The following is a 26,215-nucleotide window of genomic DNA, read 5'->3' as shown; positions in this document are numbered from 1 at the left end:
ATGTGGCACAAACCACACCTGCTGAAAGCGATCGCCGACCTGCTCTTTCTCGCAGGTGGAGCAGCCCTGCTGGCGGCTGCGGTCGTCTGGGGTTCGTCGCGCCTGCGGCTGTTCCCGCTTGCCGAAGTGCAGGTGATCGGCGAATTGCGGGTCGTGCAGCGGCAGGAGATGGAGGAAGCGCTGTCCGACCTCCTGCGCGGCAACTTCTTCACTGTCGATCTCGAGGCGCTGCGGCGGGCACTCGAGGACCTGCCGTGGGTGCGCCGCGCCGAGTTGTGGCGCCGGTGGCCATCGCGGATCGAAGTGCGCGTCGAGGAGCAGAAGGCCGTGGCCCATTGGGGAGACGGGCATGGCGAGCTGGTCAACAGCTTCGGCGAGGTATTTGCCGCCTCGCTGCGAGACGACCAGCGGCTTCCCCGGCTCAGTGGACCGAGCGGTTCCTCGCGCGAGGTCCTGCGTCGCCATGGCGAGTTCGCCGAGCTGCTCAGACCGGCCAGCCTGCGGCCCGCGCAGCTGAGCCTGTCGCCGCGCCTGGCCTGGGCGGTCAAGCTGGAGGACGGGATGCTGGTTGAACTGGGCCGCGAACAGGCCAAGGCGCCGATTCGCATGCGCCTGCAACGCTTCGTCGAGTACTACCCGAAAATGCCGGATGCCCAGCACGGGCGGCCAGTCGCGGTGGACATGCGGTATCCAAACGGTTTCGCACTGCGCTTCACCGCCAGTGCGGTTCAAGAAGTCAAAGGAAAGAAATGAGCAGGGATAGCAAGGATCTGATCGTTGGACTCGACATTGGCACGTCGAAGATTGTTGCTCTGGTTGCCGAGCTCACTCCCGAAGGGCGGCTCAACGTCATCGGCATGGGCTCGCAGGAATCGCGAGGCCTGAAGAAGGGCGTCGTCGTCAACATCGAGGAGACCGTTGCCACGATCTCGCGCGTCCTGCAGGAAGTCGAGCTGATGGCCGACTGCAAGGTGCGCGACGTCTACACCGGAATCGCCGGCAGCCACATCCGCAGCTTCAACTCGAACGGCATGGTGGCGATCAAGGACAAGGAAGTCACGCCGATGGATGTCGAGCGCGTCATCGAGACGGCACGGGCGATGCCGATCCCGGCCGACCAGGAGATCCTCCACATCCTGACGCAGGAGTTCATCATCGACGACCAGGACGGCATTCGCGAGCCGATCGGCATGAGCGGCTTCCGCCTCGAAGTCAAGGTGCATATCGTCACCGGCGCCGTTTCCGCGGCCCAGAACATCGTCAAGTGCGTACGCCGCTGCGGTCTCGAGGTCAATGATCTGGTCCTGCAACCCCTGGCTTCGAGTTGCGCGGTGCTTTCGGATGACGAGAAGGATCTCGGCATCTGCCTGATCGACATCGGTGGCGGCACGACCGATCTGGCGGTGTGGACACAGGGAGCGATCCGCCACACCTCGGTGATTCCGATTGCCGGCGACCAGGTGACCAACGACATCGCCATGGCGCTGCGCACACCGACGCGTGAGGCCGAAGACATCAAGCGCAAGTACGGTTGCGCGCTGGCGCATCTTGCCGATCCGGAGGACGTCCTCGACGTCGCCGGTGTGGACGACCGTCCCTCGCGCAAGCTGTCGCGACGCGCGCTGGCCGACGTCATCCAGCCGCGGGTGGAGGAACTCTATGAACTCATTCAGGCGGAACTGCGGCGTTCGGGGTTCGAGGATGTCCTGTCATCGGGAATCGTCCTCACCGGTGGCGCTTCGGTCATGCCGGGGATGATCGAACTGGGCGAGGAGATCTTCCACATGCCGGTGCGGCTGGGCGTGCCGAAGTATCAGGGGGCGCTCGCCGACGTGGTTCAGAGCCCGCGTTTCGCGACTGCCTGCGGCTTGTTGCTCGAGGCCCACACGCAGCGCAAGCGCGGCCTCAAGGTGCGCGAGACGCGCGATGTCAAGCAGGTGTTTGGTCGTATGAAGTCGTGGTTCGAAAAGAACTTCTAAGCCTGTCAGCGATGACGAGAGGCATTTCCTGGTTTTGGTGAATCTTTTTGCAGAGGAGGCGACAATGTTTGAAATCATCGAGAAGGAACAGAGCGAGCGGGATACCGTGATCAAGGTGATCGGCATCGGTGGCGCCGGCGGCAACGCCGTCGACCACATGATCCGCGAGGGTGTCAACGGGGTGGATTTCATCACCGCCAACACCGACTCGCAGGCGCTTGCCCGCAGCATTGCCCTGCAGAAGCTGCAGCTCGGCAAGACCGGTCTCGGCGCTGGCGCCAAGCCGGAGGCCGGCAAGAGTGCGGCGATCGAGGAGAGAGAAGCGATTGCCGCTTCGCTGCAGGGTGCGCACATGGTGTTCATCACCGCTGGCATGGGCGGCGGCACGGGTACCGGCGCCGCGCCGATCGTTGCCGAGGTGGCGCGTGAGCTTGGCGTGCTGACCGTTGCCGTCGTCACCAAGCCGTTCGCCTTCGAGGGCAAGCGGCTGAAAGTGGCCGAGGTCGGGATTTCCGAGCTGCAGAAACACGTGGACTCGCTGATCGTCATCCTGAACGACCGGCTGATGGACGTGCTCGGTGAAGACGTCTCGATGGATGAAGCCTTCCGTGCGGCCGACAACGTGCTGCGCAACGCGGTCGGCGGCATTGCCGAAATCATCAACTTCCCCGGCCTGGTGAACGTCGACTTCGAGGACGTGCGGACGGTCATGGGCGAGATGGGAATGGCGATGATGGGCTCGGCCAACGCTGCCGGTGTTGACCGGGCGCGAATCGCTGCCGAGCGCGCGGTTTCGTCCCCGCTCCTCGAGGGTGTGAACCTCTCTGGTGCCAAGGGGGTGCTGGTCAATATCACGGCCTCCCGGTCGCTGAAGATGAGGGAAGTAAACGAAGTGATGAACACCGTCCGAGCTTTTGCCGCCGACGACGCGCACATCATCTTCGGCGCCGTCTACGACGAGCAGATGGGCGAGGAGATTCGTGTCACCGTGGTGGCCACCGGCCTCGGCCAGGCGCAGGCAAAGCAACGGCCCTTCGAGGTGATTCGCAACATCGACCGCCAGGCCACCGGGACCGACGGACCGTTCGGCGCCGGCGCAATCGACTACGCCTCGCTTGATCAGGTGCCGGCGATCGTCCGCAAGGGCCGCAGCGCGACCGTCGAAGCGCTGGCCAACAGCGGTGTGGACCGTTACGATATCCCGGCCTTTCTGCGCAAGCAGGCCGACTGAGCCGGAACCCCAACCACTCCTCTGCGGGAATCGGCGTCTGTTCGGGCCACCCAGCCTGTGCTAGAATCCGCCGATTCCCTCTTTTTTTCAGACACATGTTGAAGCAACGCACACTCAAGGCAGTTGTCAGCGCGGCTGGTGTCGGCCTCCATTCCGGTGTCAAGGTGAACATGAGCCTGCGTCCGGCGGCGCCGGGAACCGGCATTGTCTTTCGTCGCGTCGATCTCGAGCCGCCGGTTGAGCTGCCCGCATCGGCATTGCTGGTCACCGACACCCGCATGTGTTCGTGCGTCGAGCGCGCCGGCGTCAAGGTCGGTACGATCGAGCACCTGATGTCGGCGTTCGCCGGCCTCGGGGTCGACAACGCCTTCGTCGACGTCGATGCTGCCGAGCTGCCGATCCTTGACGGTTCGGCGTCGCCCTTCGTCTTCCTAATTCAGTCGGTGGGCATCGAGGAACAGCCGGTGGCCAAGCGGTTCATCCGCATCAAGAGCCCGGTCGAAGTGCGCGAGGACGACCCGGCGGGCGCCAAGTGGGCCCGGCTCGATCCCCATGACGGCTTTCGCCTGTCGTTCTCGATCGGTTTCAATCACCCCGCGATTGACCGCACGGGGCAGCAGGTGAGCTTTGATTTTGCAGCGAATTCCTATGTGCGAGAGGTGGCGCGCGCGCGCACCTTCGGTTTCATGCAGGAAGTCGAGTGGTTGCACGAGAATGGTCTGGCGCAAGGGGGTGGGCTCGACAACGCCGTCGTCCTCGACGAGTACCGCGTGCTCAACGCCGATGGCCTGCGCTACAGCGACGAGTTCGTCAAACACAAGGTACTCGACGCGATCGGCGACCTGTACCTGCTCGGCCACCCGTTGCTGGCGACCTTCAGTGCGCACAAGTCGGGCCATGCGTTGAACAACCAGCTTGCCCGCCGGCTGTTGGCCAGCCCGGAGGCATGGGAATTCGTCAGTTTCGAGGACAGTGACCTGGCGCCGCAGGCCGTAGCGCGCTGGTTGGCATCGCCGGCTTTCTGAGCCGATGTGGCTGCTGCGCCTGCTCGCCGTTCTGACGGTGCTGGCAGTGGCCGCCGGGGTCGTGCTCTTCGCCTTCACCCGCGACAGGCGCTATCTGAACTTTGCCTGGCGACTCTTTCGCTATTCGCTGATCGTCGCGCTGCTGGTCTTCTCGCTGATGATCATCGAACGCGTCGCCGTCATTCCTGTCTAGCCGAACGCGCCAAAAGACGCTCGACCGCCTGCCGCAGCGGCGATGCGGGCAGCGATTCGCGCAGTGCTGCCAGCCGCTCGCAACTTCCGGCGGTGAGCGGCCTGCTGGGTTGCGGATGCCTGGCCGGCGTGCGGGCCTGCACGGCATGCACCCGGATCTGCAGGCCGCGACACTCGATACCCCGCTGCGTGAGCTCGTTCGCCAAGGTCGGGGCGATCTGCCGCAGTTTTGCCGCCACCGCACCGTTGTGCGCGTGAATGACCAGGATGCCCGACTTGAAGTTCGCCACGGCGCTCGCCGGCACGAGGTGCGCCGGCGCGACCCTCCTGAAGATTTCGTCCAGCCGCAGCAACAGTTGCGCGTGTGCCATGACCTTTGCCGCACCGTCGGGCGCGGCGAGGAAGCGATGCAGGGTGTCGGCCATTTGCTGCGGGCTTCATGATGGAGGATGTGCGCATGCTATCCTGCCTGCCGTCGGCCTGGCAATCACCCCCCGCGACCGCCACGATGGCTCATTGCGCCGGTGGCAGCGCCGGTTGCAGGCGCGCTCGCTCGTAGACGACGAAGTCGAAATCGGGTGTGGTGCAGTCCGCGGCGGCAAGCGGCGAACCTACCCGGCCGGCGCGGCGCGAAACCTCTTGCCATTGCCCGCGAGGCAGCGCGGGAAAAAAGGCATCGCCGCTGGCTTCGGCGGCGACCTCGGTCAGGTAGAGACGCTCCGCCATCGGCAGGGTCTGCCGATACAGCTCTGCGCCACCGATGACGAACACCTCGCCAGCGTCGCCCGCGATGCGCAGTGCCTCTTCGATCGAGGCCGCCCGGCTGGCACCGTGCGGGTGGTACCGCGGATTCCGGCTGACGACGATGTTGTGCCGGCCGGGCAGGGGACGGAAGGCCTCGGGTAGCGATTCCCAGGTCTTCCTGCCCATGATCACCGGTTTGCCGCCGGTCGTCGCCCGAAAATGACGCAGGTCTTCAGGCAGACGCCAGAGCAGCCGCTGGTTCCTGCCGATCACCAGGTTTCTCGACACGACGGCAATCAGCGAGATCATCCCGGGGATCTAAACTGCAACCGGTGCCGCAATGTGCGGATGCGGATCATAGTCCTCGAGTTCGAAATCCTCGAAGCGGAAGCCGAAAAGATCGCAGACCGCCGGGTTCAGCCGCATCCGCGGCAGGCTGCGTGGCTCGCGCGCCAGTTGCAGCCGTGCCTGTTCGAAATGGTTGCTGTAGAGGTGCGCATCGCCGAAGGTGTGCACGAAGTCGCCCGGGCGATAGCAGCAGACCTGTGCCAGCATCAGTGTCAGGAGAGCGTAGGAGGCGATGTTGAAGGGGACACCGAGAAAGATGTCGGCGCTGCGCTGGTACAACTGACACGACAGCCGGGGTCGCTGGTCGGCGTCGTCAGCCTGCGGCGGAGCCACGTAGAGCTGAAAGAACGCATGGCAGGGCGGCAGCGCCATCCGTTCGACGTCTCCCGGGTTCCAGGCGGTGACCAGGTGGCGCCGCGAGTCGGGCTGGTGCCTGAGCCCGTCGACGAGTTGCGCCATCTGGTCGATCTGCCGGCCGTCGGCAGTCTGCCAATGACGCCACTGATGGCCGTAGACGGGTCCGAGATCACCGCTCGCGTCGGCCCACTCGTCCCAGATCCGCACGCCGTTCTCCTGCAGGTAGCGGATGTTCGTCTCGCCGCGCAGAAACCACAGCAGCTCGTGGACGATCGAGCGCAGGTGCAGTCTCTTGGTGGTCAGGAGGGGGAAGCCGGCGTCGAGCGCAAAACGCATCTGCCAGCCGAACACCGACCGCGTCCCGGTGCCCGTGCGGTCGCCCTTGACGCAACCATTGTCCAGAACGTGCTGCATCAGATCCAGATACTGCTTCATCCCGTGTGCCAGCCGATGCGCCAGCCGCCATTGTAAGCCATAGTGCGGCGTCGGCTCGCCACCTGGCAGTGGCCTGTTGCGGTTTGTGGCTGTGGTCGAGGCGCTGATCGTCAGCATGCATTACAATTGCCGCCTGCATTTGGCGACCCGTGACGAGGCCGGCTTACCGATGATTCTGAACCTGTTCCCGCAGCGTCCCGACCATCCGCTGGCTGATGGCAAGGAGTTGAAGCGGATCGTTGCCGAGCTCCTGGTCGAGCGCCCGGGCAACGCCGTTGACGAAGTGACGAGCTGGTTCGAGTCGCTCAAGCATGCCCGCAACTTCCGTGTCGATCACTATTTCGATGTCCTGCGCCGGCTCGATGAGGCTGCACAGCCGCATCTGCGTCGTCTGGCGCGGGACTACATCCAGTCACGGCACCTGTCGCCAGCCGAGAAGAGCCGCATCTGGACCCGCTGCCACGGATTCTGGAACGAAGTTGCTGCCAGTTACTCGCTGTGCCTGGCGCGCGCGCGACTCGATCCACGCAGGAAGGGCAGCGACGCGCTGAAAGCGTCCCTGCCCCTGGCTGAGGCACGTCTGCTCGCGGCCCGCCGCTGTCAGCTCAAGTGGCTCGCCTACCGCTATGCCGCCGCCGGCCCGGAACTCTGGCAGGCGCTGGGCGCGAGCTACCTGGCAGCCGAACAGGCGGGCTACGCGCAGAAGTCGGTGCAGCTCTATCCGGGACAGCATGGTCTGAGCAACGTCCAGCAGCAGTACACCCACGCGCTGGTCTTCTGCCTGTCGTCGATGGACGGACTGTTGCCGGAACAGATCGAACTCGCCGATCGACTGATCGCCCACTTCCTGCCCGCTTTCGTCCTCTTCCCGGCGCCGCGCCCGGACAGCGTCTATTGGGTCGACGCCGGCAGCGGCGAGCCGCCGACACGACTGGCCAGGCGACCGGTGGCGGTCGCCGCCAGCCTGCGCTATCTTTCGCCAGTGCCGGCATTGGCTGCACTCAACGAGCTGACCCACCGCCTCGAGCATGGAGATCTGCCGGCGGACCTCAACCTGGGCGGCGAATACCCGCCGAAGCTGGTGCTCACGGTGTTGCGGCACCTGCGTCCCTACTGGGCCCAGCAACCACCACAGAGAGAGCATCGGCGACACCCCATCAGGACGCAGATGACCGTGCTCGAGGGTTTCGAGCAGTGCTACATGGTCTTCGCGGGGGCGACGCTGCAGTTGCAGGGGGATCCCGCGCGGCAGCAGTGGCTGGTGGACAACATCAGTCTCGGTGGCTTCCGTGCTCTCCTCGACGGTTCGTCGGAGGGCCGGGTGCGGCTGGGCGCCCTGCTCTGCATGCAGGCGGAGGGGAGCGACAACTGGCTTCTCGGCGTTGTCAGGCGACTGGGTGCATTGCCGGGTGGTGTTGCCACCGTTGGCGTGCAGGTCCTGTCGCGGCGAGCAAGGAGCGTCGACCTGCGGCCACGGCGCAGCGGCTTCGCAGCCGCGGTCGCCATCCCCGGCATCTGCCTCTATGACGAACACGGCGCCGCCGCCGACGTGCTGCGCATTCTTCTGCCGCTGGGCGGTTTCCAGGTCCGCGAAAACCTCGACCTGAACCTCGATGGCGGGCTCAGCGTGCTCGTGCCGCTGGAGGTCGAGGAGAGCGGTGGCGATTTCGAGATCGCCCGCTTTCGTCGGGAGCGGGTTGGTTGAGGCAAAAAGCGATCAGGCTGGTTGCGATCGCTGCGCGGATTTCGGCCGAAAGGCCTTGACGACCTCTTCGCGCGTTTCGACGTAGGGACCGCCCAGGAGGTCGATGCAGTAGGGGATGGCGGCGAAGATGCCGCTGACCAGCAGGCTGCCATCGGCGGTCCTGAGCCCTTCGAGCGTCTCGCGGATCGCCTTCGGCTGCCCGGGGAGGTTGACGATCAGTGTCTGGCGACGAATCACCGCCACCTGGCGCGAGAGGATCGCCGTCGGCACGAAGTTCAGGCTGATTCGCCGCATCTCCTCGCCGAAGCCTGGCATCAGCCTGTCGGCGACGGCCAGCGTCGCTTCCGGAGTCTGGTCGCGGGCGGCTGGTCCGGTGCCGCCGGTGGTCAGTATGAGATGACAGCCGATGCGGTCGACGAGGTCGATCAGCGTCTGCTCGATCGACGGACGATCATCGGCGATCAGGCGCGTTTCGCTTCGCCACGGGCTGCTGACGGCAAGCCGCAACCAGTGGTCGAGCGCCGGCAGCCCCCGGTCCTCGTAGACGCCCTGTGCAGCGCGATCGCTGATCGAAACCAGTCCGACCAGCAACTCCTCATTGCCGTTCATCATCGCCATCCCCATGCAAGGTCGCCGCCTTCTGATCGATTTCCCGGAGCAGCCGAAACAACGCACGGTAGCTGCGTGGTGCCTTGCCCTGCGCCTGCTCGGCGAGGGCTGCCCGCCGCAGCGAGCGCAACTGCTGCAGGTCGACCGCCGGCGAGCGGCTGGCAATCGTGAACAGAAGCTTCTCGTCGGCGAGAAGCTCGCTGCGCAAGCGCTCGACCCGGTGCAGCATCGCCGTTTCGCCGGCGGAGTCGCCGCGCGCCGCCGCCAGGACCTCGCGAATCGGTTGCGGGTCGACCGCCCGCATCAGCCGGCCGATGTACTGCATCTGCCGGCGCCGTGCGTCGTCCTGGCGCGTCATGCCGCGAGCCTCGACGACCGCCAGCCGCAGGCCCTCGGGCAACTCCACCTGGCGCAGACGGTCGTCGGGCAGTGCCACGAGTTGCTCACCCAGTCCCTGCAGCTCCGCCATTGCGTGCTTGCGTTTCGTCTTCGACGGCGGTTGCGGATCTTCCTGCCTGTCTGCCGCAGTGGAGTGGCTGCTCATGGGCGCTGTACCGGTGTTGTCGGCGGCGGCGGCCGGTGGGCCGGTGGCGGTGCCGGGAGCTGCTATGATAGCGGCTTTTGTCGCCGGCCAGACCCAATGTCCCGTTCAGTCCCGCCCGCCAGCAGCGAATCACGTTTCAGCCACAGCCTTGACGCGTTGCGCGAGCTGGCGCGCGATGTCCTCGCGCACGCTGGCAGGCAGGGGGCGAGCGCCTGCGAGGTCGACGTCTCGACGGGCTTCGGGCAGTCGGTGAGCGTGCGCTGCGGCGAGGTCGAGACCATCGAGTACAACCGGGACAAGGGCGTCTCGGTCTCGGTCTACCTAGGCCGGCGCAAAGGACACGCCAACACCTCGGATTTCTCGCCCAGGGCCGTGCGCGAGACCGTCGAGGCGGCGTTGAGCATCGCCCGCTTCACCGCCGAGGACCCCTGCGCCGGCCTGGCCGACGCCACTCTGCTGGCGACCGATGTCAACAGCCAGCCGGACCTCGAGCTTTATCATCCGTGGCGGCTTTCGGTCGACGATGCCGTTGCCATCGCCCGCCGCTGTGAGCAGGCTGCCTTTGCCGTCAGTCCCGAGATCAGCAATTCGGAAGGTGCGACGGTGTCTATCCAGGAAGGTCAGTTCGTTGCCGCCAACAGCCTTGGCTTCATCGCCGGCTATCCGAGTTCGCGTCACTACCTGTCGTGCTCGCTGATTGCCGGCCGCAACGACAACATGCAGCGGGACGACTGGTACGAGGTCGCCCGCGACCCGCTGGCGCTCGGTTCGGCCGAGGCGATCGGCGAGCGCGCCGCGCAACGCGCGCTGTCCCGTCTCGGCGCGCGCAGGATCAGAACCTGCAAGGTGCCGGTGTTGTTCGAGGCGCCGCTGGCAGCGTCGCTGATCGGCAATTTCGTGCACGCGGCGAGCGGCGGCAGCCTCTATCGCCGCACCTCCTTCCTCCTCGACAGCCTGGGCAAGCGCATCTTCCCGAGCAAGCTGCACATCAGCGAGCGGCCACACCTGCCACGCGCGCTCGCCAGCAGCTATTTCGACAACGACGGTGTTGCCACACAGGACCGCGAAGTGGTCACTGGCGGTCGGCTGCAGGGCTATTTCCTCAGCGCCTACAGCGCCCGCAAGCTGGGGATGCAGACCACGGGCAATGCCGGTGGCTGTCACAACCTGATCGTCCGCCCTGGAAAGCGCGATCTGCCGGGGCTGTTGCGCAAGATGGGACGTGGACTGCTGGTCACCGAGCTGCTCGGCCAAGGTGTCAACTACGTCACCGGCGACTATTCGCGCGGCGCTGCCGGCTATTGGGTCGAAGGGGGCGCCATCGTGCACCCCGTGGAAGGAGTCACCATTGCCGGCAACCTGCGCGACATGTTCCGCAACATCGTTGCCGTCGGCACCGACGTCGTCGTTCGGGGCTCGAAGCAGGTTGGTTCGATCCTGACCGAAGAGATGAAGGTCGCAGGCGACTGATTCGCCTCGCCGATGACGGAACGTCGCCGTCCGCAACGGCAAGTCCTTGATGCAAGCACGGCAGCTTTGGCTATAATCGCCGTGCACCTCGCTGACAACAAACCTTACAGGAGACAAGAAAGTGGAAAGACGTTCGTTCTTGAAGAATGCTGGTGTCGGTCTTGCCGCCGGCACCATGGCCATGCCGGCAATTGCCCAGAGTGCGCCGACGATCAAGTGGCGCCTGGCTTCGAGCTTCCCGAAGAGCCTCGACACCATCTACGGAGGTGCCGAAGTCATGGCCAAGCGCGTTGCCGAGGCAACCGGCGGCAAGTTCCAGATCCAGGTCTTCGCGGGTGGCGAGATCGTCCCCGGGCCAGCGGTCTTCGATGCCGTCAAGGACGGCACGGTGGAAATGGGCCATACCGTCTCCTACTACTTCTTCGGCAAGGATCCCACGTACGCGCTGGAGACGGCGGTTCCCTTCGGCATGACGAATCGCATGATGGACGCCTGGATGCGTCACGGCAACGGTGGCAAGCTGCTTGGCGAGTTCTTCGGCAAGTCGAACATCATGACCATTCCCTGCGGCAACACGACGACCCAGATGGGCGGCTGGTATCGCAAGGAGATCAAGACGGTAGCTGACCTCAATGGGTTGAAGATTCGCATCGGCGGCTTCGCCGGTGCCGTCCTCACCAAGCTGGGAGCGGTGCCGCAGCAGATTCCGGGTGGCGACATCTATCCGGCACTCGAGAAGGGCACGATCGACGCCGCCGAGTGGATCGGCCCATACGACGATCAGAAGCTCGGTTTCAACAAGGTGGCCAAGTTCTACTATTACCCAGGATGGTGGGAGGGCGGTCCGCAGGTGTCGGCCTATGTCAACCGGAAGAAGTGGGCAGAGCTGCCGAAGGAGTACCAGACCATCCTGCAGATCGCCTGTGCCGATGCGCACGTAGACATGGTCGCCAAATACGATGCCAGGAATCCGACGGCGCTGAAGCAACTCGTCGGCTCGGGAACGCAGTTGAAACAGTTCCCGAAGGAAGTCATGGACGCCTGCTACAAGGCCGCGATGGAGCTTTATGCCGAGACATCGGCGAAGAATGCCGAGTTCAAGAAGGTGTACGACGACTACAAGAAGTTCATGGACGACCAGGTTCTCTGGATGCGAGTCGCCGAGGGTTCGTACACCAACTACATCTTCAGCAAACGCTAGGGCGTCTTACTCGCGCAGCGGCCGTTGCTTGCCCGCTGCGCGCTACCCGGCAGGACAGAATGGGGAGCGGGGCTGTGTTGCCCCGCTCCCCATTCTTCTGCAGCAGGCCGGCGACCGATGCGCTTCTCGCTCGCCGCAGGGGCTACTTCGCCTCCTGTTTCATCGCATCGCGTATCGCCTTGCTGGCGGCGTCTTCCGAGTCGGCTGCCGGGTCCTTCGGAGCCTCCAGTCCGGGCGGCGTCGCAGGTGTGCCGTAGTCGGAGCTCGGCATTTCGATCTGCACCGAATCCAGATCGACCTTGACGTCCTGGTCGAGGCCGAACGTGACCAGTTGCGGGAAGAAGATGAGGATTGCGACCATGATGATCTGGATGCAGACGAAGGGGATCGCCCCCCAGTAGATGTCGGTCGTCTTGACGGCGGCCGGTGCCACCGAGCGCAAATAGAAGAGCGCAAAGCCGAAGGGCGGATGCATGAACGAAGTCTGCATGTTCACCGCCAGCAGCACGCCGAACCAGATGAGGTCGATTCCGAGCGCCTGCGCCACCGGTCCGAGCAGTGGCACGACGATGAACGAGAGTTCGAAGAAGTCAAGGAAGAAGGCAAGCAGGAAGACGAGCACATTGACGACGATCAGGAAGCCGACCTCGCCGCCCGGCAGTCCGGTCAGCAGGTGCTCGACCCAACGGTGGCCATCGACGCCGTAGAAGGTCAGCGAGAACACCCGTGCGCCGACGAGGATGAAAACGACGAAGGTGGTCAGCTTGGCGGTCGTTTCCATCGCCTGCCGGAGCAGGCTCCAGCTCAGTCGCTTGCGCGCCAGCGCCATGATCAGCGCGCCGGTGGCACCCATCGCGCCGCCTTCGGTCGGCGTCGCGATGCCGAGGAAGATCGTCCCGAGAACAAGGAAGATCAGGAACAGCGGTGGCAGCAGTGTCGTCAGCACGCGCATCAGCAACTTGGCGCCGTGCAGCGTTCGTGCCTCGGCTGGCAATGCAGGTGCCCAGCGCGGCTTGAAGATGGCGACGAGGATCACGTAGCCGACGTAAAAAACCGTCAGTACCATGGCGGGCAGAAAAGCGCCCTTGTACATGTCGCCGACCGACTTGCCGAGCTGGTCGGCCATGATGATCAGCACCAGCGACGGCGGAACGATTTGTGCCAGCGTTCCCGAAGCGGCGATGACGCCGGTCGCGAGCTTCGTGTCGTAGCCGTAGCGCAGCATGATCGGCAGCGAGATCAGTCCCATCGAGATCACCGACGCGGCGACGACGCCGGTGGTCGCGGCGAGCAGCGCACCGACGAAGATCACCGCGAACGCGAGGCCGCCGCGCAGTGGCCCGAAGAGCTGGCCGATGGTGTCGAGCAGGTCCTCGGCCATCCCCGATCGCTCGAGGATCAGTCCCATGAAGGTGAAGAACGGGATCGCCAGCAGCGTGTCGTTGTTCATGATGCCGAAGATGCGGTCCGGCAGGGCCTGGAACAGCTGCGGTCCAAGCAGCCCGAGTTCGATGCCGATGAGGCCAAAGAAGATGCCGTTGGCTGCCAGCGCGAAGGCGACCGGGAAACCGACGAGCAGGAAGATGACCATCGAGGCGAAGATGATCGGCGCCATGTTGGCTATCAGGAAGTCGGTCATCAGAGCTCTCCCTTCTGTGCCTTGATCGCCAGCGCCAGTTCCTCTTCAGGTGTCGGCTTGTGGCCTTTCTCCGTCGGGTCGGGGCACAGTCCCTGCAGGAAACCGAAGCGCTTGATCAGCTCGGAAAGGCCCTGCAGGACGAGCAGGAAGAAGCCGATCGGCACCAGCAGGCGGACCGGCCACACCGCCAGGCCACCGGCGTTGCTCGACTGCTCGTCGCTTTGCAGCGCGAGGAGAAAGATCGGCCACGACATGTACATGATGGCGATCGCCATCGGCAGCAGGAAGAAGATGATGCCGAAGATGTCGATCCAGGCCTGGCCGCGGCGGCTCAGCCGGCCGGCAATCAGGTCGATGCGCACATGCTCGTTGCGTAGCAGCGTGTAGCCGGCACCGAGCAGGAAGATCGCCGAGAACAGGTACCACTGGATTTCGAGAAAGGCGTTCGAGCTGTAGTTCCAGATGTAGCGCATGACCGCGTTGCCGGCTGCGATCAGGGTGACGATCAGGACGAGCCAGATCAGTGCCTTGCCGACGCGCTCGGTGAGCCCGTCGATCAGCTGCGAGAGTTTGAGCAAACCATTCACCGGACATCCCTCCATGGACGACAGAACATGCATCTCCTCCTGGACCCGATTGCCTGCGCTTCGCCTCGTAACGGGCAAATCATCGGGCTGTGCCGTCAGACACGAACTCGCTGTCACGGAAGCCGTAAGCAGCGTCAGCGATTATGGCACATCTGCGATGCGTGGGAGAACGCTTTGACGACTCCCGTGTAGTCCTCTGCCGGATGATCAAACTGATGAATAATCAGCAGGATGAGCCTTCTCGGAGATGCCCCGGCGGTTTTCTGCCGGTACGCTCTGCCCCTGTTCGCGACGATTTCGTCACAATCTGTCAGGCGCCACCAGCAAGACGGAACGCGGGCGGAATGAACACCAGAACCAGGATGGCCAGCGTTTCGATGATGCCCAGGGTCATCAGGTAATTGCCAAAACCCTTGCCGGTTTCAGCCATGGCATCGGCTGCGGCGGCGCCGATCACTCCCTGGTACCAGGCCGAGACGCCCATGCCGAGACCACCGAAGATCCCGGCGCCAAGCATGCCCCCCCAGTTGATCGCCTGATGTGCAGCGAGCGAGGCATCGAGTGCGGTATTGATCCAGCCCATCAGAATCATGCCGTAGATTGTCTGCGACATCGGCGCCCCGATGAAGGCGAAGAGCACGAAGGGAGCTGCCCTGTCCTGCGCATAGCACTTCTTCCAGGCGCCGACAGCGGCCGGACCGGCCGCGCCAACGCCCAGGGAAGAACCGGCTGCAGCCAGGCCGACGGCTGCAGCCGCTCCCAGACGCCCAAGGCTGACCATCACATCTGTATCCAACTCAATCTCCTTTATGTCAGGTGTTTGCCAATCGTGGTCGCGAACAACCGCAGCGTGCCGTTCAAGGGGACGTTGGCCGCATGCGCTGCCACGGCCGGTAGGGAAAACCGCTCCACTGCAGCCCGAGATGACTGGCGAATTCCAGCGTATTCAGCCGGATGCCGTGCACCATCACGCCCATTACCGAGAGGACGATGTTCACCGTGTGCGCGACGAACAACAGCAATGCCGCGAGCAGCCCACTCAGCCAGCCGTCGAACATCGGTGCCAGCATGATGTTGAAGGTCGATGCGATGGCAAAGCTGGCGGTGCCGACGGCGTAGAGCCGGATGTACGAAATCACGTCCACGAAGCTGCCGACCAGGTTCAGTGGCAGCATCACGTGGTTGAACCACTCGTCCCTGAGGTTCCGGCGCGGTGTCATGAAAAGCACGATGAGCACGACGCCCGCGCCGAACACCCAGGTCATGATCGACGGAAACGGCAGGTTGAGTACCACCGAACGGGCGCTGAAGAACATGAACCAGACGACGCACAGCCAGCCGACCTGGGCCAGCGCCTGCGGGCTGCGGATGAGGTTGGCGATGTTCCACACGTGCGCGATCGAGAGATGGATCGCGGCAATCCAGAAGCACAGGTCCTTGACATGCTCCTCGTCGCCCAGCCAGCTCAGTTTCAGGGCCGCGAGTGGTGCCGGCAGGTCTGGAATCCCGAAGTAGGTGCCGGTCAGCACGCCCCAGACGATCGTCGCGACGCTGGTGATCTTGAGCAGGGTGAAGGCATGGGTCGGACTCGTAGGGAATCTGCGCTGCGCCCAAAGCGTCAGCCCGAGGAAGATCGCCCCGTAGCCGGCGTCGCCCACCAGCATGGCGAAGAACAGGCTGAAGAACAGCAGGAACCACAGGCTGACGTCGATCTCACGATAGCCCGGCAGGATGCCGATCAGCTCGAAGACCGACTCGATCGGCTTCAGCCAGCGCGGGTTGCGGATCAAAGTCGGCACCAGGTCGCTGGCTGCCGGTTCGTCGATGACCAGCCCCCAGCCGTTCTTCCCGGCAGCCTCGCGCAGGCGAGGGACGTCATCGCTGGGGCAAAAGCCCTGCAGGTAGACCAGTTCGGCCGCGGCACAACTCATGCCGGCGCGGATCTCGGCCATCTGGACAGCCTCCTCCGCCTCGGCCCGCATGTCGGCCAGAGCGGCACGATCGCCGGCGAAGCATCCTATCTGGTCCGCGATCCTGGCCTGAGTCGCTTCCATTTCGCCGATCCGGCTCTTGATCTCGGCCAGCGACATCGCCGGCGGGCGCAGTTCCTGGGCGGCAATCTCGGGCGTTTCGCCGACCGTGACGATGACGAACGATACAGCGGTTCGGGTGCGGGACGTTTCGAGACATACCGCAGCCGCCGGCACCACCGGACGACTGTCCGGAGCCGCCTGGAACAGGCGGATGAACACGCCCTTCCCGGCCAGGGCGGCGAGATCCCCGGGAGAGAAGTCACCGAACGGCGACACGCGCGCGCACTCCTGGCGCAGACGTTCGAGTTCCTCGGCCGTCTCCCGACGAAGCCGGAGGAGCCGCGACAACTCGTCGACCACCTCGCCGGGGCTTCTTCCTGAAGGCTGCGCGCGTGGCAGGTTGGGCAGGACTTCGGCGGCGCGCCTGATGTAGTCGAGGCGCCGTCGCTCGCCCTCGATGTCTTCGTGTTCGACGGCCTGCTCAAGTACCGGGTGCAGCACGCCAAGCTGCCGCAGCGACAGCAGGTCCGCTTCGCGGCCGGCGGCACGGGAGAGGACGATTACCTTCTGCATCGGGACGATCATTGACTCGCACCTTTTCCTGGGGGTTGCGGGCAGGCCGCTGGGACAATGGGCCGGTTGCCGCCACCCTTCGGCGGGCGCTGGTTGCGCCCGGCGTGCGTGCAGTGGTCGGTGCCGTCGGCCTGCATGGACGAGCAAACTGGATAGGCGGCCATGGGCTTCGTCAGGTGGCGGTCAACTGCTCGACGGCCTTCGCCTTGGCCATCTTCGAGCGTGCCACTCCGGCGGTCATCTGGTCGCCGAGGAATATTCGAATCACCCGAATGTGCTCGCTGGCCTCGGGTATCTTGACCTTCTCGAAAAGGTTCACGCGCTGGCTGGTGGTGCGCAACTCGGCAGCCAGCCGGCGCAACTGCTCTTCGAGCACCTGCAGTTCCAGGCGCCGCTGGATGCGTCGCTGCAGCATGTCGAGGGCGTCGTCCAGCCAGGCCGGTGTAGTGAACAGGTCGGGCACCTGGCGGGAAAAATCGACGCCGGCAAGCACGGGGATCGCCACTCCGGCGATGTTTCCCTGACCGAGGCGGACCTCGCGCACGCTCAGCCAGTCTTTCCATTCCACCGGTTCGGCGAAGAGGCGAACCCACTTCGCAAGCTCCGCACGGTCCTGTTGCTCGGCAGCACGCGCCACCTCGAGCATGGCTTCGAGCTGGCGAACCTCCACCTGCAGTTGCTGCTTCTTCAACAGCAGGGTTGGCAGGTAGCGCTGGAAGCGTTTCAGAGCTTCCCGCTGCGCCTTCAACTCGTTCTTGGTGTGCTTGATGGTCGCCATCGGTGGTGGTCAGCGTCCTTGTCTTGCCGGATGTCAGCGGCGGGGCCAGAACTGGTCGGTCAGTTTCGACGCGATTCCCGTCTCCGCCGGCTCGAACGTGTCGGCAAGGATCTGCCAGCAGAGATCCAGGGCGTGTTCGAGCGGGATGTTCACCTTCAGGTCCATCAGCTCGTTCTCGAAGCGCTGGCCGAAGGCAAGCAGCTTGTTGTCCCAGGCACTCATGCGGAAGCCCATTGACTGCTTCTCGAGCGTTTCCATGTACGAGGCGTAAAGCTGGATCATGGTGTTCATGATCGTCCGGTGGTCTGCGCGCGTCTGGTCATTGACCAGTTGCTTCAGTCGGCTCAGCGAACCGAAGGGCTCGATGCGGCCGTTGCGCAGATAGAACTGTCCCTCGGTGATGTAGCCGGTATTGTCCGGTACCGGGTGCGTGACGTCGTCCCCCGGCATCGTGGTCACCGCCAGGATGGTGATCGAGCCGGCAGCATCGAAGTCGACCGCCTTCTCGTAGCGGGCCGCGAGCTGCGAGTAGAGGTCGCCGGGGTAACCGCGATTCGAAGGGATTTGCTCCATCGTGATGGCGACCTCCTTCATTGCATCGGCGAAGTTGGTCATGTCGGTCAGCAGGACCAGGACACGCTGGTTCAGCAGCGCGAAATGCTCGGCCACCGCCAGTGTGATGTCCGGTACGAGAAGACATTCGACCACCGGGTCGGAGGCGGTGTGGATGAAGAGAACGGCGCGCGAGAGAGCACCGTTCTCTTCGAGCAGGTCGCGGAAGAACAGGTAGTCGTCGTGCTTCAGTCCCATGCCGCCGAGGATGATCACGTCCACCTCGGCCTGCATGGCGATCCTGGCCAGCAGCTGGTTGTAGGGCTCGCCGGCGACGGAGAAGATGGGAAGCTTCTGCGATTCCACCAGAGTGTTGAAGACATCGATCATCGGGATGCCGGTGCGTACCATGCGCCGCGGGATGATTCGCCGCGCCGGGTTGACCGATGGGCCGCCGATGTCGATGAGGTTCTTGTTGATCTCCGGCCCGTTGTCCCGCGGTTGCCCGCTGCCGTTGAACACCCGCCCAAGCAGGGAGCGTGAGAAGGGCACCTGCATCGTCCGTCCGAGAAAGCGGATCTCGGCATCGGTGGCGATGCCGCGACCGCCGGCGAATACCTGCAGATCGACGCTGCCGCCCTGCAGGCGAATCACCTGCGCCAGCGAGCTGCCATGACGTGAGCTGACCTGGGCCAGTTCACGGTAGCCGACGCCGGTTGCCCTGACGGTGATGACGTTGCCGGCAATGCGATCGATGCCTTGGTATACCCTATGCATCCTGTGACACCTCCGCGATCATCTGCTCGAGCTGCCGCTCGATCTGCAGGAAGTCTGCGTCATTCTGGTCCACCCGGTTCCAGTCCCTGGTCGTCTGCGTCAGGTTCTGGAAAAAGCGGCGTGCACTGTCCTTGTCGTTGAAGCTCATCCTGCTGCCCAGCAGACGGTGGATGCGCTCGAACACGTAGCGCTGGCGTTCGGCGCTGCTCGCTCCATCCACCTCGTGGTAGGCGTCCTGTTGCAGGTAGGCCGCATCGATGTACTCGCTCTTGAGGAAGACGACGAAGTCATCGATCGAAGTGCCTTCCTCGCCAACCACTTTCATCATCTGCTTCACCTCGTTGCCGCTGTGCAGGATGCTGCGTGCGAGACTCACCTGCTCGGCAGCAACCACCCCGGAATACTGGCTCCAGCTATCGAGCGGATCGATGGCCGGGAAGCGCCGCTGGTCCGAGCGCTCCCGGGAAAGACCATGAAAGGCGCCGACGACCTTGAGCGTGCTCTGGGTGACCGGTTCCTCGAAGTTGCCACCGGCCGGACTGACCGTGCCGCCGATGGTTACCGAGCCCAGGCTGCCGTCCTTCAGCCGGACGATGCCGCCGCGCTCATAGAAGGCGGCGATCACCGATTCGAGGTAGGCGGGAAAAGCCTCCTCGCCGGGAATTTCCTCGAGTCGACCCGACATCTCGCGCAGGGCCTGCGCCCAGCGCGAAGTCGAGTCGGCCAGCAGGAGTACGTTCAGGCCCATCTGGCGGTAATACTCGGCGATCGTGACGGCTGTATAGACCGATGCTTCGCGCGCTGCAACCGGCATCGAACTGGTGTTGCAGATGATCAGCGTCCGATCCATCAGGCTCTTGCCCGTTCGCGGGTCGGTCAGTTGCGGGAACTCGCGCAGCGTCTCGACGACCTCGCCGGCCCTCTCGCCACACGCCGCGATGATGACGATGTCCACATCCGCGTAGCGGCTGGTGATCTGCTGCAGAACGGTCTTGCCGGCGCCGAAGGGCCCAGGTATGCAGTAGGTGCCGCCGCGTGCCACGGGATAGAAGGTATCGACGATGCGCACCTTGGTCACCAGCGGCTCCCCCGGACGCAGTCGCTCCCTGTAGGCGCGGATGGGCATCTTCACCGGCCAGCGCTGCATCAGCGTCACCTCGACCACCTCATTGTCGGCCCCCCGCAGTGTGGCGATCGGGTGGCTGACGGTGTAGTCTCCGGGCGCGGCGATCCGCTCGACCGTAAACGCTCCGCGGAGTCTGAAGGGGACCATGATGCGGTGCTGAAAGATACCCTCGGGGACGCTGCCGAGCGTCTCGCCGGCCGTGACACGGTCGCCCGGCCCGGCCGTCGGCGAGAAGGCCCAGAGGCGGTCGCGGGGCAAGGCATCGAGATAGACGCCCCGCTGCAGGAAGAAGCCACAATGCTCTGCCAGCTGTGGCAGCGGGTTCTGTAGACCGTCGAAGACCTGTGTCAGGAGGCCGGGACCCAGTTCGACAGCCAGCAACTCGCCGGTGAACCTGACCCGGTCACCCTCCTTGAGACCGGTGGTGTCCTCGAATACCTGCAGGTCGGCGTAGGAACCGCGGATGCGGATCACCTCGGCCTTCAGTCGTCGGTCAGCCATCACCGCGTAGGCGACTTCATTCTGTACCACCGCCCTGGTGAACTCCACGGTCAACAGATTGCCGTTGATGCCAATGATCGTTCCGCTGTTTTCACTCATGGTGTGCTCATTCTCGTGGCGCTGCCGACCGCGCCGGACTGTCCGGAGTGTCGCCGTGCGCCGCAGTGTCCGGAGCCTGACTCATGGCCGCCAGCAGCGCCTCGGCCTGGCGCCCGCCTGCCGCTTCGGTCAGCCGGGCCCAGCGTTCGGCGATGCCCAGCTTGATGGCGAAAGCCAGGATCGAAGCAAAGCCGAAGGGATCCGCGAGGGACAGCTCTTCGGCAATGCGCCAGCGGCACCGGTCGAGGGCCTGCTCGCGTTCGACCGGTGTGGCTGCGGCCAGCGCGTCGGTGACCGCCTGCGCCAGGGCCACGTCGTAGCCACTGTGATCGCGCAGGAAAGGGCGGGGGTCGACCCCCAGACGCGCAGCGCGAAATTGTGCAATGAGATTGCGTGTCTGCGTCTCGCGTGCCGTCCAGGTGGCAGCAACGGCATTCCCGATAACCACACTGCCGCTGACGATGGCCTCGAGGACGGCCAGGTCGCTCGTCTTCAGCACGCCGTGACAGTGTGACAGGAAGTCTCGCGAAGAGAACGGCGGCGGCGTATCCAGGGACAACATCGGCAGGCTGGCGACCAGGTAGTGGTAGGACATGGTCAGCCTGTACGCGGATCAGCCGGGCTCACTGCTGCTCGCCGCGCGCGCAGCACGAAAGACGATCTCGGCCAGGTGCGGGCGGAGAAAGTTGCCGAGAGCTTCGGCGATCGCTGGCCGGGTGAAATCGTGGTGTACCCGGTCGTTGTCGAGGATCACGCGAAAGCCCCGGCGCACGCCGGCGTCGGCGCGGATGTTGAGTCCCCGGACCAGGCGGTGCCGGTACTGGCGGGCGAAAAACCGCACCAGTTCCGACTGGTCCTCCTTGCCGACGAGGACTTCGATGCGGCTCTCGGTACCGTTTCTTTCGGCGTAAGCCTGCGCCATCTTCACCATCATGCGTTTCAGGGTGTCGGGGTCGAGGGCCTCGTCGGTGGCGTCGCTGACGATGTCTGCAATGATGTTTTCCACAGCCTGTCCGACGCTGATCAGCAGGTCTCGCGCCGCCTGCTCGAGGGTGCGCGTGCTCCGTTCAACGAAGACCTCGGAGTCCTTCTCTGCCTTCTCGAGGTGCGCCCGGGCCGCGGCTTCGCCTTCCCTTACCAGGGCAGCGGCCTGCTCCCGTGCCCGCGCAACGATGCGATTGGCTTCCTGCTCACCCTTTTCCACCGCTTCCTGATTGATTCGATCAATCAGGTGCTGCAACTCTATAGCCATGAAGAGCCTCTGCCCGATCCAGATGGCAAATGTGCCTGCCGTTCGGCGGCAGTATCGCCGACATCTGCGGGCCGAGTCAAACCGTTCCCGGCAGCCTGTTCGGGGGCATCCCCGGAAGTTCGGTTCGCCCCGGCAAGGCCGCTCCCGGGGGGAATTGCCTGGTTGAGACCAGCCACTCTGCCGGCGGTGACCGTCCTGCGTGCGGCGATGTGGCAGGGGTTGTCGGCGGGACCGATGCCAAGGCGGTTGGCGAGGGCCAGCGATCCGGGCGATTGCCGCGCCGTGGCTGTCAGCGCTCGCCTGCTTGCACGCGATACCACGCCGCGTAGAGTGCCGGCAGGAAGAGCAGCGTCAGCAGCGTGGCGACGATCAGTCCACCCATGATCGCCACCGCCATCGGGCCCCAGAAGACGCTGCGCGTCAGCGGGATCATCGCCAGGATGGCGGCGGCGGCGGTCAGCATGATCGGCCGGAAGCGGCGCACGGTCGAGCCGACGATCGCCTCCCAGGGCGGCATGCCGGCCTTCCGGTCCTGCTCGATCTGGTCGACCAGAATCACCGAGTTGCGCATGATCATTCCGGAGAGCGCGATGACTCCGAGGTTGGCGACGAAGCCGAAGGGAACGTGGAAGAGCAGCAAGGCCGCCGCCACGCCGATCAGTCCGAGCGGTGCCGTCAGCAGCACCAGCAGCATGCGGCCGACATTTTGCAACTGGATCATCAGCAGCGTGATGACGCTCACCAGCATCAGCGGCATCACCGCCTTGATCGAATTCTCGCCCTTCGCCGACTCTTCGGTGGCGCCGCCGGCTTCGATCCGAAATCCCGGCGGCAGGCGCTCGCGCAGCGGGTCGAGCAGCGGATCGATGCGCGCCGTCGCGGCGGGCGCCTGCATGCCGTCACGAATGTCGGCACGCACCGTCACCGTCGGCAGCCGGTTGCGGCGGGCGATCACCGGCTCTTCCAGCTCGTAGCTGATCTTCGCCAGTTGCGCCAGCGGCACGTAACGCCCGCTGCCGGTGTGGATGTTGATGTCGGCCAGCGCCGAGATGCGGGCGCGCTCGTCGCCGGCGGCGCGCGCGACGACGTCGATCAACTGGTCGCCCTCGCGCATCTGGGTCACCGCGATGCCGGTCAGCATCGAGTTGAGGAAGGCGGCAAGTTCCTGTGAGCTGATTCCCAGGGCGCGGGCGCGGTCCTGGTCGATGTCGACGCGGATCGATTTGCCGAGCTCGTTCCAGTCGAAATTGACTTCCTTCAGGTGCGGGCTGCCGCGCATCACCGCGGCAACCTCGGCCGCCACTCGCCGCAGTTCGCCGATATCCTCGCCGGAGACGCGGAAGACGACCGGGAAGCCGACCGGCGGGCCGTTCTCGAGGCGCAGCACGCGCGTTCGCAGGCCGCTCCATTCGCCGCCTTCGTCGGCGAAACGCTGCTCGAGGCGACGCCGCAGATCCTCGCGTGCGGCGATGTCGTGCGTCGTGATGACGAACTGTGCAAAGCCGTCGTTGAACAGTTGCTGGTCGAGCGGCAGGTAGAAGCGCGGGCTGCCGTTGCCGACATAGCTGGCGTAATAGCGGATCGAACGGGCCATCTCCGGCACGGCGAGGAGTTCCTCGACGCGCCGGGCGCAGGCCTCGGTTGCCTTCAGCGATGAGCCGTTCGGCAGCCACAGGTCGACCAGCACCTCGGGCCGGCTCGAGGCGGGGAAGAACTGCTTCTGCACGCCGAGGCTCAGTCCGGCCAGGGCGGCCACGAAGGCCAGCAGCGTCGCGCCGATGACCAGCCAGCGATGTCGCAGACACCACTCGACGCTTGCCCGCACGCGGCGATAGAACGGCGTGCGGTACGGATCGGCGCCATGCTCCAGCGCCGCCCGCTGCAGCTTCGCGGCATCGAGCACGAGATAGCCCAGATAGGGGGTGAAGACCACCGCCACCACCCAGGACACCAGCAGGGCGATGCTGACGACGGCGAAGATCGAAAAGGTGTACTCGCCGGCACCCGACCGCGCCAGGCCCACCGGCATGAAACCGACCGCGGTGATCAGCGTGCCGGTCAGCATCGGAAAGGCGGTCGAGGTATAGGCGAAGGTCGCGGCGCGGAAGCGATCCCAGCCCTGCTCCATCTTCACCACCATCATCTCGACGGCGATGATCGCATCGTCTACGAGCAGCCCGAGGGCAATCACCAGTGCGCCGAGGGAAATGCGCTGCAGATCGATACCGAAGGCGTACATCAGCAGGAAGGTCACCGCGAGCACCAGCGGAATCGACAGCGCGACGACGGCGCCGGTGCGCAGGCCGAGGCTGATGAAGGAAACCACGAGGACGATCACCACCGCCTCGGCGAGCGACGACATGAAGAGGTTCATCGACTGGCGGACGATCTCCGGCTGGTCGGCGACGACGTGCAGGTCGATGCCGACCGGCAACTGCCGCTGCAGGCGTTCGCGTGCGGCGTGCAGCCGTTCGCCGAGCCTGATCACGTCGCCACCGCGGTTCATCGCGATGCCGATGCCGATCGCATCGTGTCCCTGCACCCGCATGCGCGGCGTCGGTGGATCGGCAAAGCCACGCTCGACGCTGGCGATGTCACCGAGGCGGAAGAGGCGACCGCCGGCCTGGATGCCGATTTCGCGAATGTTTTCCACCGACTCGAAGTCTCCCGAGACACGGATGCGAACGCGGTCGGAAGGTGTCTCGTAGAAACCGGAGGGAGTCATCGCGTTCTGCCGCTGCAGGGCATCGAAGATGGCGAGCGGGTTGAGCCCGAGCGTTGCCAGCTTGGCGTGCGACACTTCGATGTAGATCTTCTCGTCCTGCACGCCGAACAACTCGATCTTCTTCACGTCCGGCAGCTGCCGCAGTTCGCGGCCGATGCGGTCGGCTTCGCGGCGCAGGGCGGCGAGGTCGAAACCGTCGCCCGTGAGCGCGAAGATGGTGACGAAGGTGTCGCCGAACTCGTCGTTGAGGAAAGGGCCGACGACGCCCTGCGGCAGCGTGTGCCGCATGTCACCGATCTTCTTGCGCACCTGGTACCAGGAATCGGGGACCTCCTTCTTCGGCGTGTAGTCCTTCAGCAGCACGGTGATCAGCGACTCGCCGGGCCGCGTCTGCGAGCGCAGCACGTCGACCCACGGCACTTCCTGCAGTTTCTTCTCGATGCGCTCGGTGATCTGCAGCTGCACTTCCGGCGCCGTCGCTCCCGGCCACAGCGTGCGCACGACCATCGCCTTGAAGGTGAAGTCCGGATCCTCGGCGCGGCCGAGCCGGAAGTACGAGAAGACGCCGGCAAGCATCAGGACGACGATCAGATAGGCCACCAGCGAGCGGTGGCGCAGCGCCCACTCGGAGAGATTGGGCGGCGTCATCGCCCCGCCGGCTCGCTTGCGGTGCTGGTCGGCGGCGCGCCGCGGCGGTCGGGTTGCTCGATGGCACGCACGCGTTCGCCGCTGCTCAGCTTGTGCACGCCGGCGACGACGATCCGCTCACCGGCAGCGGCGCCGCTGGCGAGAATCGCGCTGTCTTCGCGGTAGGCGGCGATGGCGACCGGCCGCAGGCTGACGACCTGATCCGCGTCGACCACCCAGAGGGCCGGTTGTCCCGCGTGCTGGAAGATCGCCGTCAGCGGCACGCTCAGGCGGCTGCTGCCATCCTGGCGCAGGAAGCGGACCGTGGCCGTCATGCCGAGGAGGACGCGGGCGTCGGGCTTGCGGATCGCCACCCGTGCCGCATAGGTGCGCGTCACCGGGTCGGCCACCGGCGACAGCTCGCGCAGCGTTCCGGCGTAGCGCGCCTGCGGCTCGGCCCAGAGGCTGATCTCGGCGGCGCCGAGCGAACGCACGTCGGGCATGCGCGCCTCGGGGATCGAGATCGCCACCTCGAGCGTATCGGCCCGTGCCAGGCGCATGACGGTCTGGCCGGCAGCCACCACCTGCCCGACTTCCGCCGTGATCAGGCCGATGACGCCCGCCTGGTCGGCGCGCAGCACGGTGTAGGCGGACTGGTTGCGCGCCAGTGCGGCCTGCGCGCGCGCTGCCCGGTAGGCGCTTTCCTTGCCGTCGAGCGCCGCCTGGCTGACGAAGTTCCGTTCCCGCAGGTGTCGCCAGCGCTGCACATCGGCGGCGGCGAGTTCGAGCTGCGCGTTGGCCGCTTCGACCGACAGCAGGCTGTCCGCCGGGTCGATCCGGGCGAGGACGTCACCGGCGCTGACGATGGCCCCGGCATCGACCGGCCGGGCGGTGATCTTGCCCGGAATGCGGAACGCGAGCGGCGTCTCGTGGCGCGAGCGGACCTCACCCGAATAGCTCAGCGTCGCCTCACCGGCGGTTTCGCCGAGGACGCGCGTCAGTACCGGTCGCGGTGGTTCGGGTGCCGCTGCTTCCCGGCCGCAGCCGGCGAGCGCAGCGAGCAGCAGCAGCGCGGGCAGCAGCCGCAGGCGCAGTGGCGATGCCGC

Annotated in this window: 24 protein-coding genes; 8 read left to right on the top strand and 16 right to left on the bottom strand. The window is 65.2% G+C overall.

What is annotated here, in order from left to right; translation table 11 throughout:
- The 5 genes from HT579_01240 (at position 1) to HT579_01220 (ending at position 4,428) form a co-directional block, all read left to right on the top strand.
- Complete coding sequence (locus HT579_01240; protein QKS27709.1) at positions 1-753, top strand: FtsQ-type POTRA domain-containing protein; 753 nt, start codon at positions 1-3, stop codon at positions 751-753.
- The gene (gene ftsA, locus HT579_01235) at positions 750-1,979 is read left to right on the top strand and encodes a cell division protein FtsA (protein ID QKS27708.1); all 1,230 of its coding nucleotides are present in this window, start codon (positions 750-752) and stop codon (positions 1,977-1,979) included. The genes HT579_01240 and ftsA overlap by 4 nt, the downstream gene beginning before the upstream one ends.
- Before the next feature lie 64 nt (positions 1,980-2,043).
- Entirely contained in the window at positions 2,044-3,210 is a 1,167-nt protein-coding gene (gene ftsZ / locus HT579_01230) for a cell division protein FtsZ (protein ID QKS27707.1), read from the top strand.
- 95 nt (positions 3,211-3,305) lie between these two features.
- Positions 3,306-4,235 carry a UDP-3-O-acyl-N-acetylglucosamine deacetylase gene (locus tag HT579_01225; protein ID QKS27706.1) on the top strand — a complete coding sequence of 310 codons (930 nt, stop codon included), beginning with the start codon at positions 3,306-3,308 and terminating at the stop codon, positions 4,233-4,235.
- Positions 4,236-4,239: 4 nt separating this feature from the next.
- On the top strand, positions 4,240-4,428 hold the full coding sequence (locus HT579_01220) for a hypothetical protein (GenBank protein QKS27705.1): 189 nt from the start codon (positions 4,240-4,242) through the stop codon (positions 4,426-4,428).
- Here HT579_01220 and HT579_01215 read toward each other — a convergent pair.
- From HT579_01215 to HT579_01205, 3 genes are all read right to left on the bottom strand, one after another.
- Positions 4,415-4,852 carry a DUF721 domain-containing protein gene (locus HT579_01215; GenBank protein ID QKS27704.1) on the bottom strand — a complete coding sequence of 146 codons (438 nt, stop codon included), beginning with the start codon at positions 4,850-4,852 and terminating at the stop codon, positions 4,415-4,417. The two genes, HT579_01220 and HT579_01215, sit on opposite strands and share 14 nt — an antisense overlap.
- 88 nt (positions 4,853-4,940) lie before the next feature.
- Complete coding sequence (locus HT579_01210) at positions 4,941-5,480, bottom strand: dihydrofolate reductase (protein QKS27703.1); 540 nt, start codon at positions 5,478-5,480, stop codon at positions 4,941-4,943.
- Between the two features lie 9 nt (positions 5,481-5,489).
- Positions 5,490-6,311 carry a thymidylate synthase gene (locus HT579_01205; protein ID QKS27702.1) on the bottom strand — a complete coding sequence of 274 codons (822 nt, stop codon included), beginning with the start codon at positions 6,309-6,311 and terminating at the stop codon, positions 5,490-5,492.
- 169 nt (positions 6,312-6,480) lie between these two features.
- Here HT579_01205 and HT579_01200 point away from each other — a divergent pair, with 169 nt between their 5' ends.
- Positions 6,481-8,016 (top strand): hypothetical protein, encoded by a 1,536-nt coding sequence (locus tag HT579_01200; GenBank protein QKS31427.1) that lies wholly within the window; start codon positions 6,481-6,483, stop codon positions 8,014-8,016.
- Between the two features lie 12 nt (positions 8,017-8,028).
- Here HT579_01200 and mog read toward each other — a convergent pair whose 3' ends face one another.
- Both mog and HT579_01190 read right to left on the bottom strand, forming a co-directional pair.
- Positions 8,029-8,625 (bottom strand): molybdopterin adenylyltransferase, encoded by a 597-nt coding sequence (mog, locus tag HT579_01195; protein ID QKS31426.1) that lies wholly within the window; start codon positions 8,623-8,625, stop codon positions 8,029-8,031.
- Positions 8,612-9,169 (bottom strand): DUF615 domain-containing protein, encoded by a 558-nt coding sequence (locus tag HT579_01190; protein ID QKS27701.1) that lies wholly within the window; start codon positions 9,167-9,169, stop codon positions 8,612-8,614. The genes mog and HT579_01190 overlap by 14 nt, the downstream gene beginning before the upstream one ends.
- 96 nt (positions 9,170-9,265) lie before the next feature.
- Here HT579_01190 and pmbA point away from each other — a divergent pair, with 96 nt between their 5' ends.
- Together pmbA and dctP are read left to right on the top strand one after the other, a co-directional pair.
- Positions 9,266-10,639: a metalloprotease PmbA gene (gene pmbA / locus HT579_01185; protein ID QKS27700.1), complete on the top strand. Its 1,374-nt coding sequence runs from the start codon at positions 9,266-9,268 to the stop codon at positions 10,637-10,639.
- A 121-nt stretch (positions 10,640-10,760) separates the two neighbouring features.
- Positions 10,761-11,840 carry a TRAP transporter substrate-binding protein DctP gene (gene dctP / locus HT579_01180; protein ID QKS27699.1) on the top strand — a complete coding sequence of 360 codons (1,080 nt, stop codon included), beginning with the start codon at positions 10,761-10,763 and terminating at the stop codon, positions 11,838-11,840.
- Positions 11,841-11,982: 142 nt separating this feature from the next.
- On the opposite strand, the gene HT579_01175 is transcribed toward dctP, so the two are convergent.
- From HT579_01175 to HT579_01125, 11 genes are all read right to left on the bottom strand, one after another.
- Complete coding sequence (locus HT579_01175; protein QKS27698.1) at positions 11,983-13,479, bottom strand: TRAP transporter large permease subunit; 1,497 nt, start codon at positions 13,477-13,479, stop codon at positions 11,983-11,985.
- Entirely contained in the window at positions 13,479-14,066 is a 588-nt protein-coding gene (locus tag HT579_01170; protein ID QKS27697.1) for a TRAP transporter small permease subunit, read from the bottom strand. The genes HT579_01175 and HT579_01170 overlap by 1 nt, the downstream gene beginning before the upstream one ends.
- A 310-nt stretch (positions 14,067-14,376) precedes the next feature.
- Positions 14,377-14,847 carry a V-type ATP synthase subunit K gene (locus tag HT579_01165; GenBank protein ID QKS31425.1) on the bottom strand — a complete coding sequence of 157 codons (471 nt, stop codon included), beginning with the start codon at positions 14,845-14,847 and terminating at the stop codon, positions 14,377-14,379.
- A gap of 76 nt (positions 14,848-14,923) precedes the next feature.
- Positions 14,924-16,684, bottom strand: coding sequence for a hypothetical protein (locus tag HT579_01160; GenBank protein QKS27696.1), 1,761 nt, complete (start codon positions 16,682-16,684; stop codon positions 14,924-14,926).
- Positions 16,685-16,844: 160 nt separating this feature from the next.
- Positions 16,845-17,450: a V-type ATP synthase subunit D gene (locus HT579_01155; protein ID QKS27695.1), complete on the bottom strand. Its 606-nt coding sequence runs from the start codon at positions 17,448-17,450 to the stop codon at positions 16,845-16,847.
- Positions 17,451-17,483: 33 nt separating this feature from the next.
- Positions 17,484-18,779 carry a V-type ATP synthase subunit B gene (locus HT579_01150; GenBank protein ID QKS27694.1) on the bottom strand — a complete coding sequence of 432 codons (1,296 nt, stop codon included), beginning with the start codon at positions 18,777-18,779 and terminating at the stop codon, positions 17,484-17,486.
- Positions 18,772-20,505 carry a V-type ATP synthase subunit A gene (locus HT579_01145; protein ID QKS27693.1) on the bottom strand — a complete coding sequence of 578 codons (1,734 nt, stop codon included), beginning with the start codon at positions 20,503-20,505 and terminating at the stop codon, positions 18,772-18,774. Before HT579_01145 ends, HT579_01150 begins: the two co-directional genes overlap by 8 nt.
- A 7-nt stretch (positions 20,506-20,512) precedes the next feature.
- The gene (locus HT579_01140) at positions 20,513-21,100 is read right to left on the bottom strand and encodes a DUF2764 family protein (protein ID QKS27692.1); all 588 of its coding nucleotides are present in this window, start codon (positions 21,098-21,100) and stop codon (positions 20,513-20,515) included.
- Between the two features lie 18 nt (positions 21,101-21,118).
- Entirely contained in the window at positions 21,119-21,757 is a 639-nt protein-coding gene (locus HT579_01135; protein QKS27691.1) for an ATPase, read from the bottom strand.
- 289 nt (positions 21,758-22,046) lie between these two features.
- Positions 22,047-25,130 carry an efflux RND transporter permease subunit gene (locus HT579_01130; GenBank protein ID QKS27690.1) on the bottom strand — a complete coding sequence of 1,028 codons (3,084 nt, stop codon included), beginning with the start codon at positions 25,128-25,130 and terminating at the stop codon, positions 22,047-22,049.
- On the bottom strand, positions 25,127-26,203 hold the full coding sequence (locus HT579_01125) for an efflux RND transporter periplasmic adaptor subunit (GenBank protein QKS31424.1): 1,077 nt from the start codon (positions 26,201-26,203) through the stop codon (positions 25,127-25,129). The genes HT579_01130 and HT579_01125 overlap by 4 nt, the downstream gene beginning before the upstream one ends.
- Positions 26,204-26,215: the final 12 nt, after the last annotated feature.

This window comes from Candidatus Accumulibacter similis (genome assembly GCA_013347225.1).
GTDB lineage: Bacteria > Pseudomonadota > Gammaproteobacteria > Burkholderiales > Rhodocyclaceae > Accumulibacter > Accumulibacter similis.
This window is presented reverse-complemented; position numbering and strand designations above follow the sequence as displayed.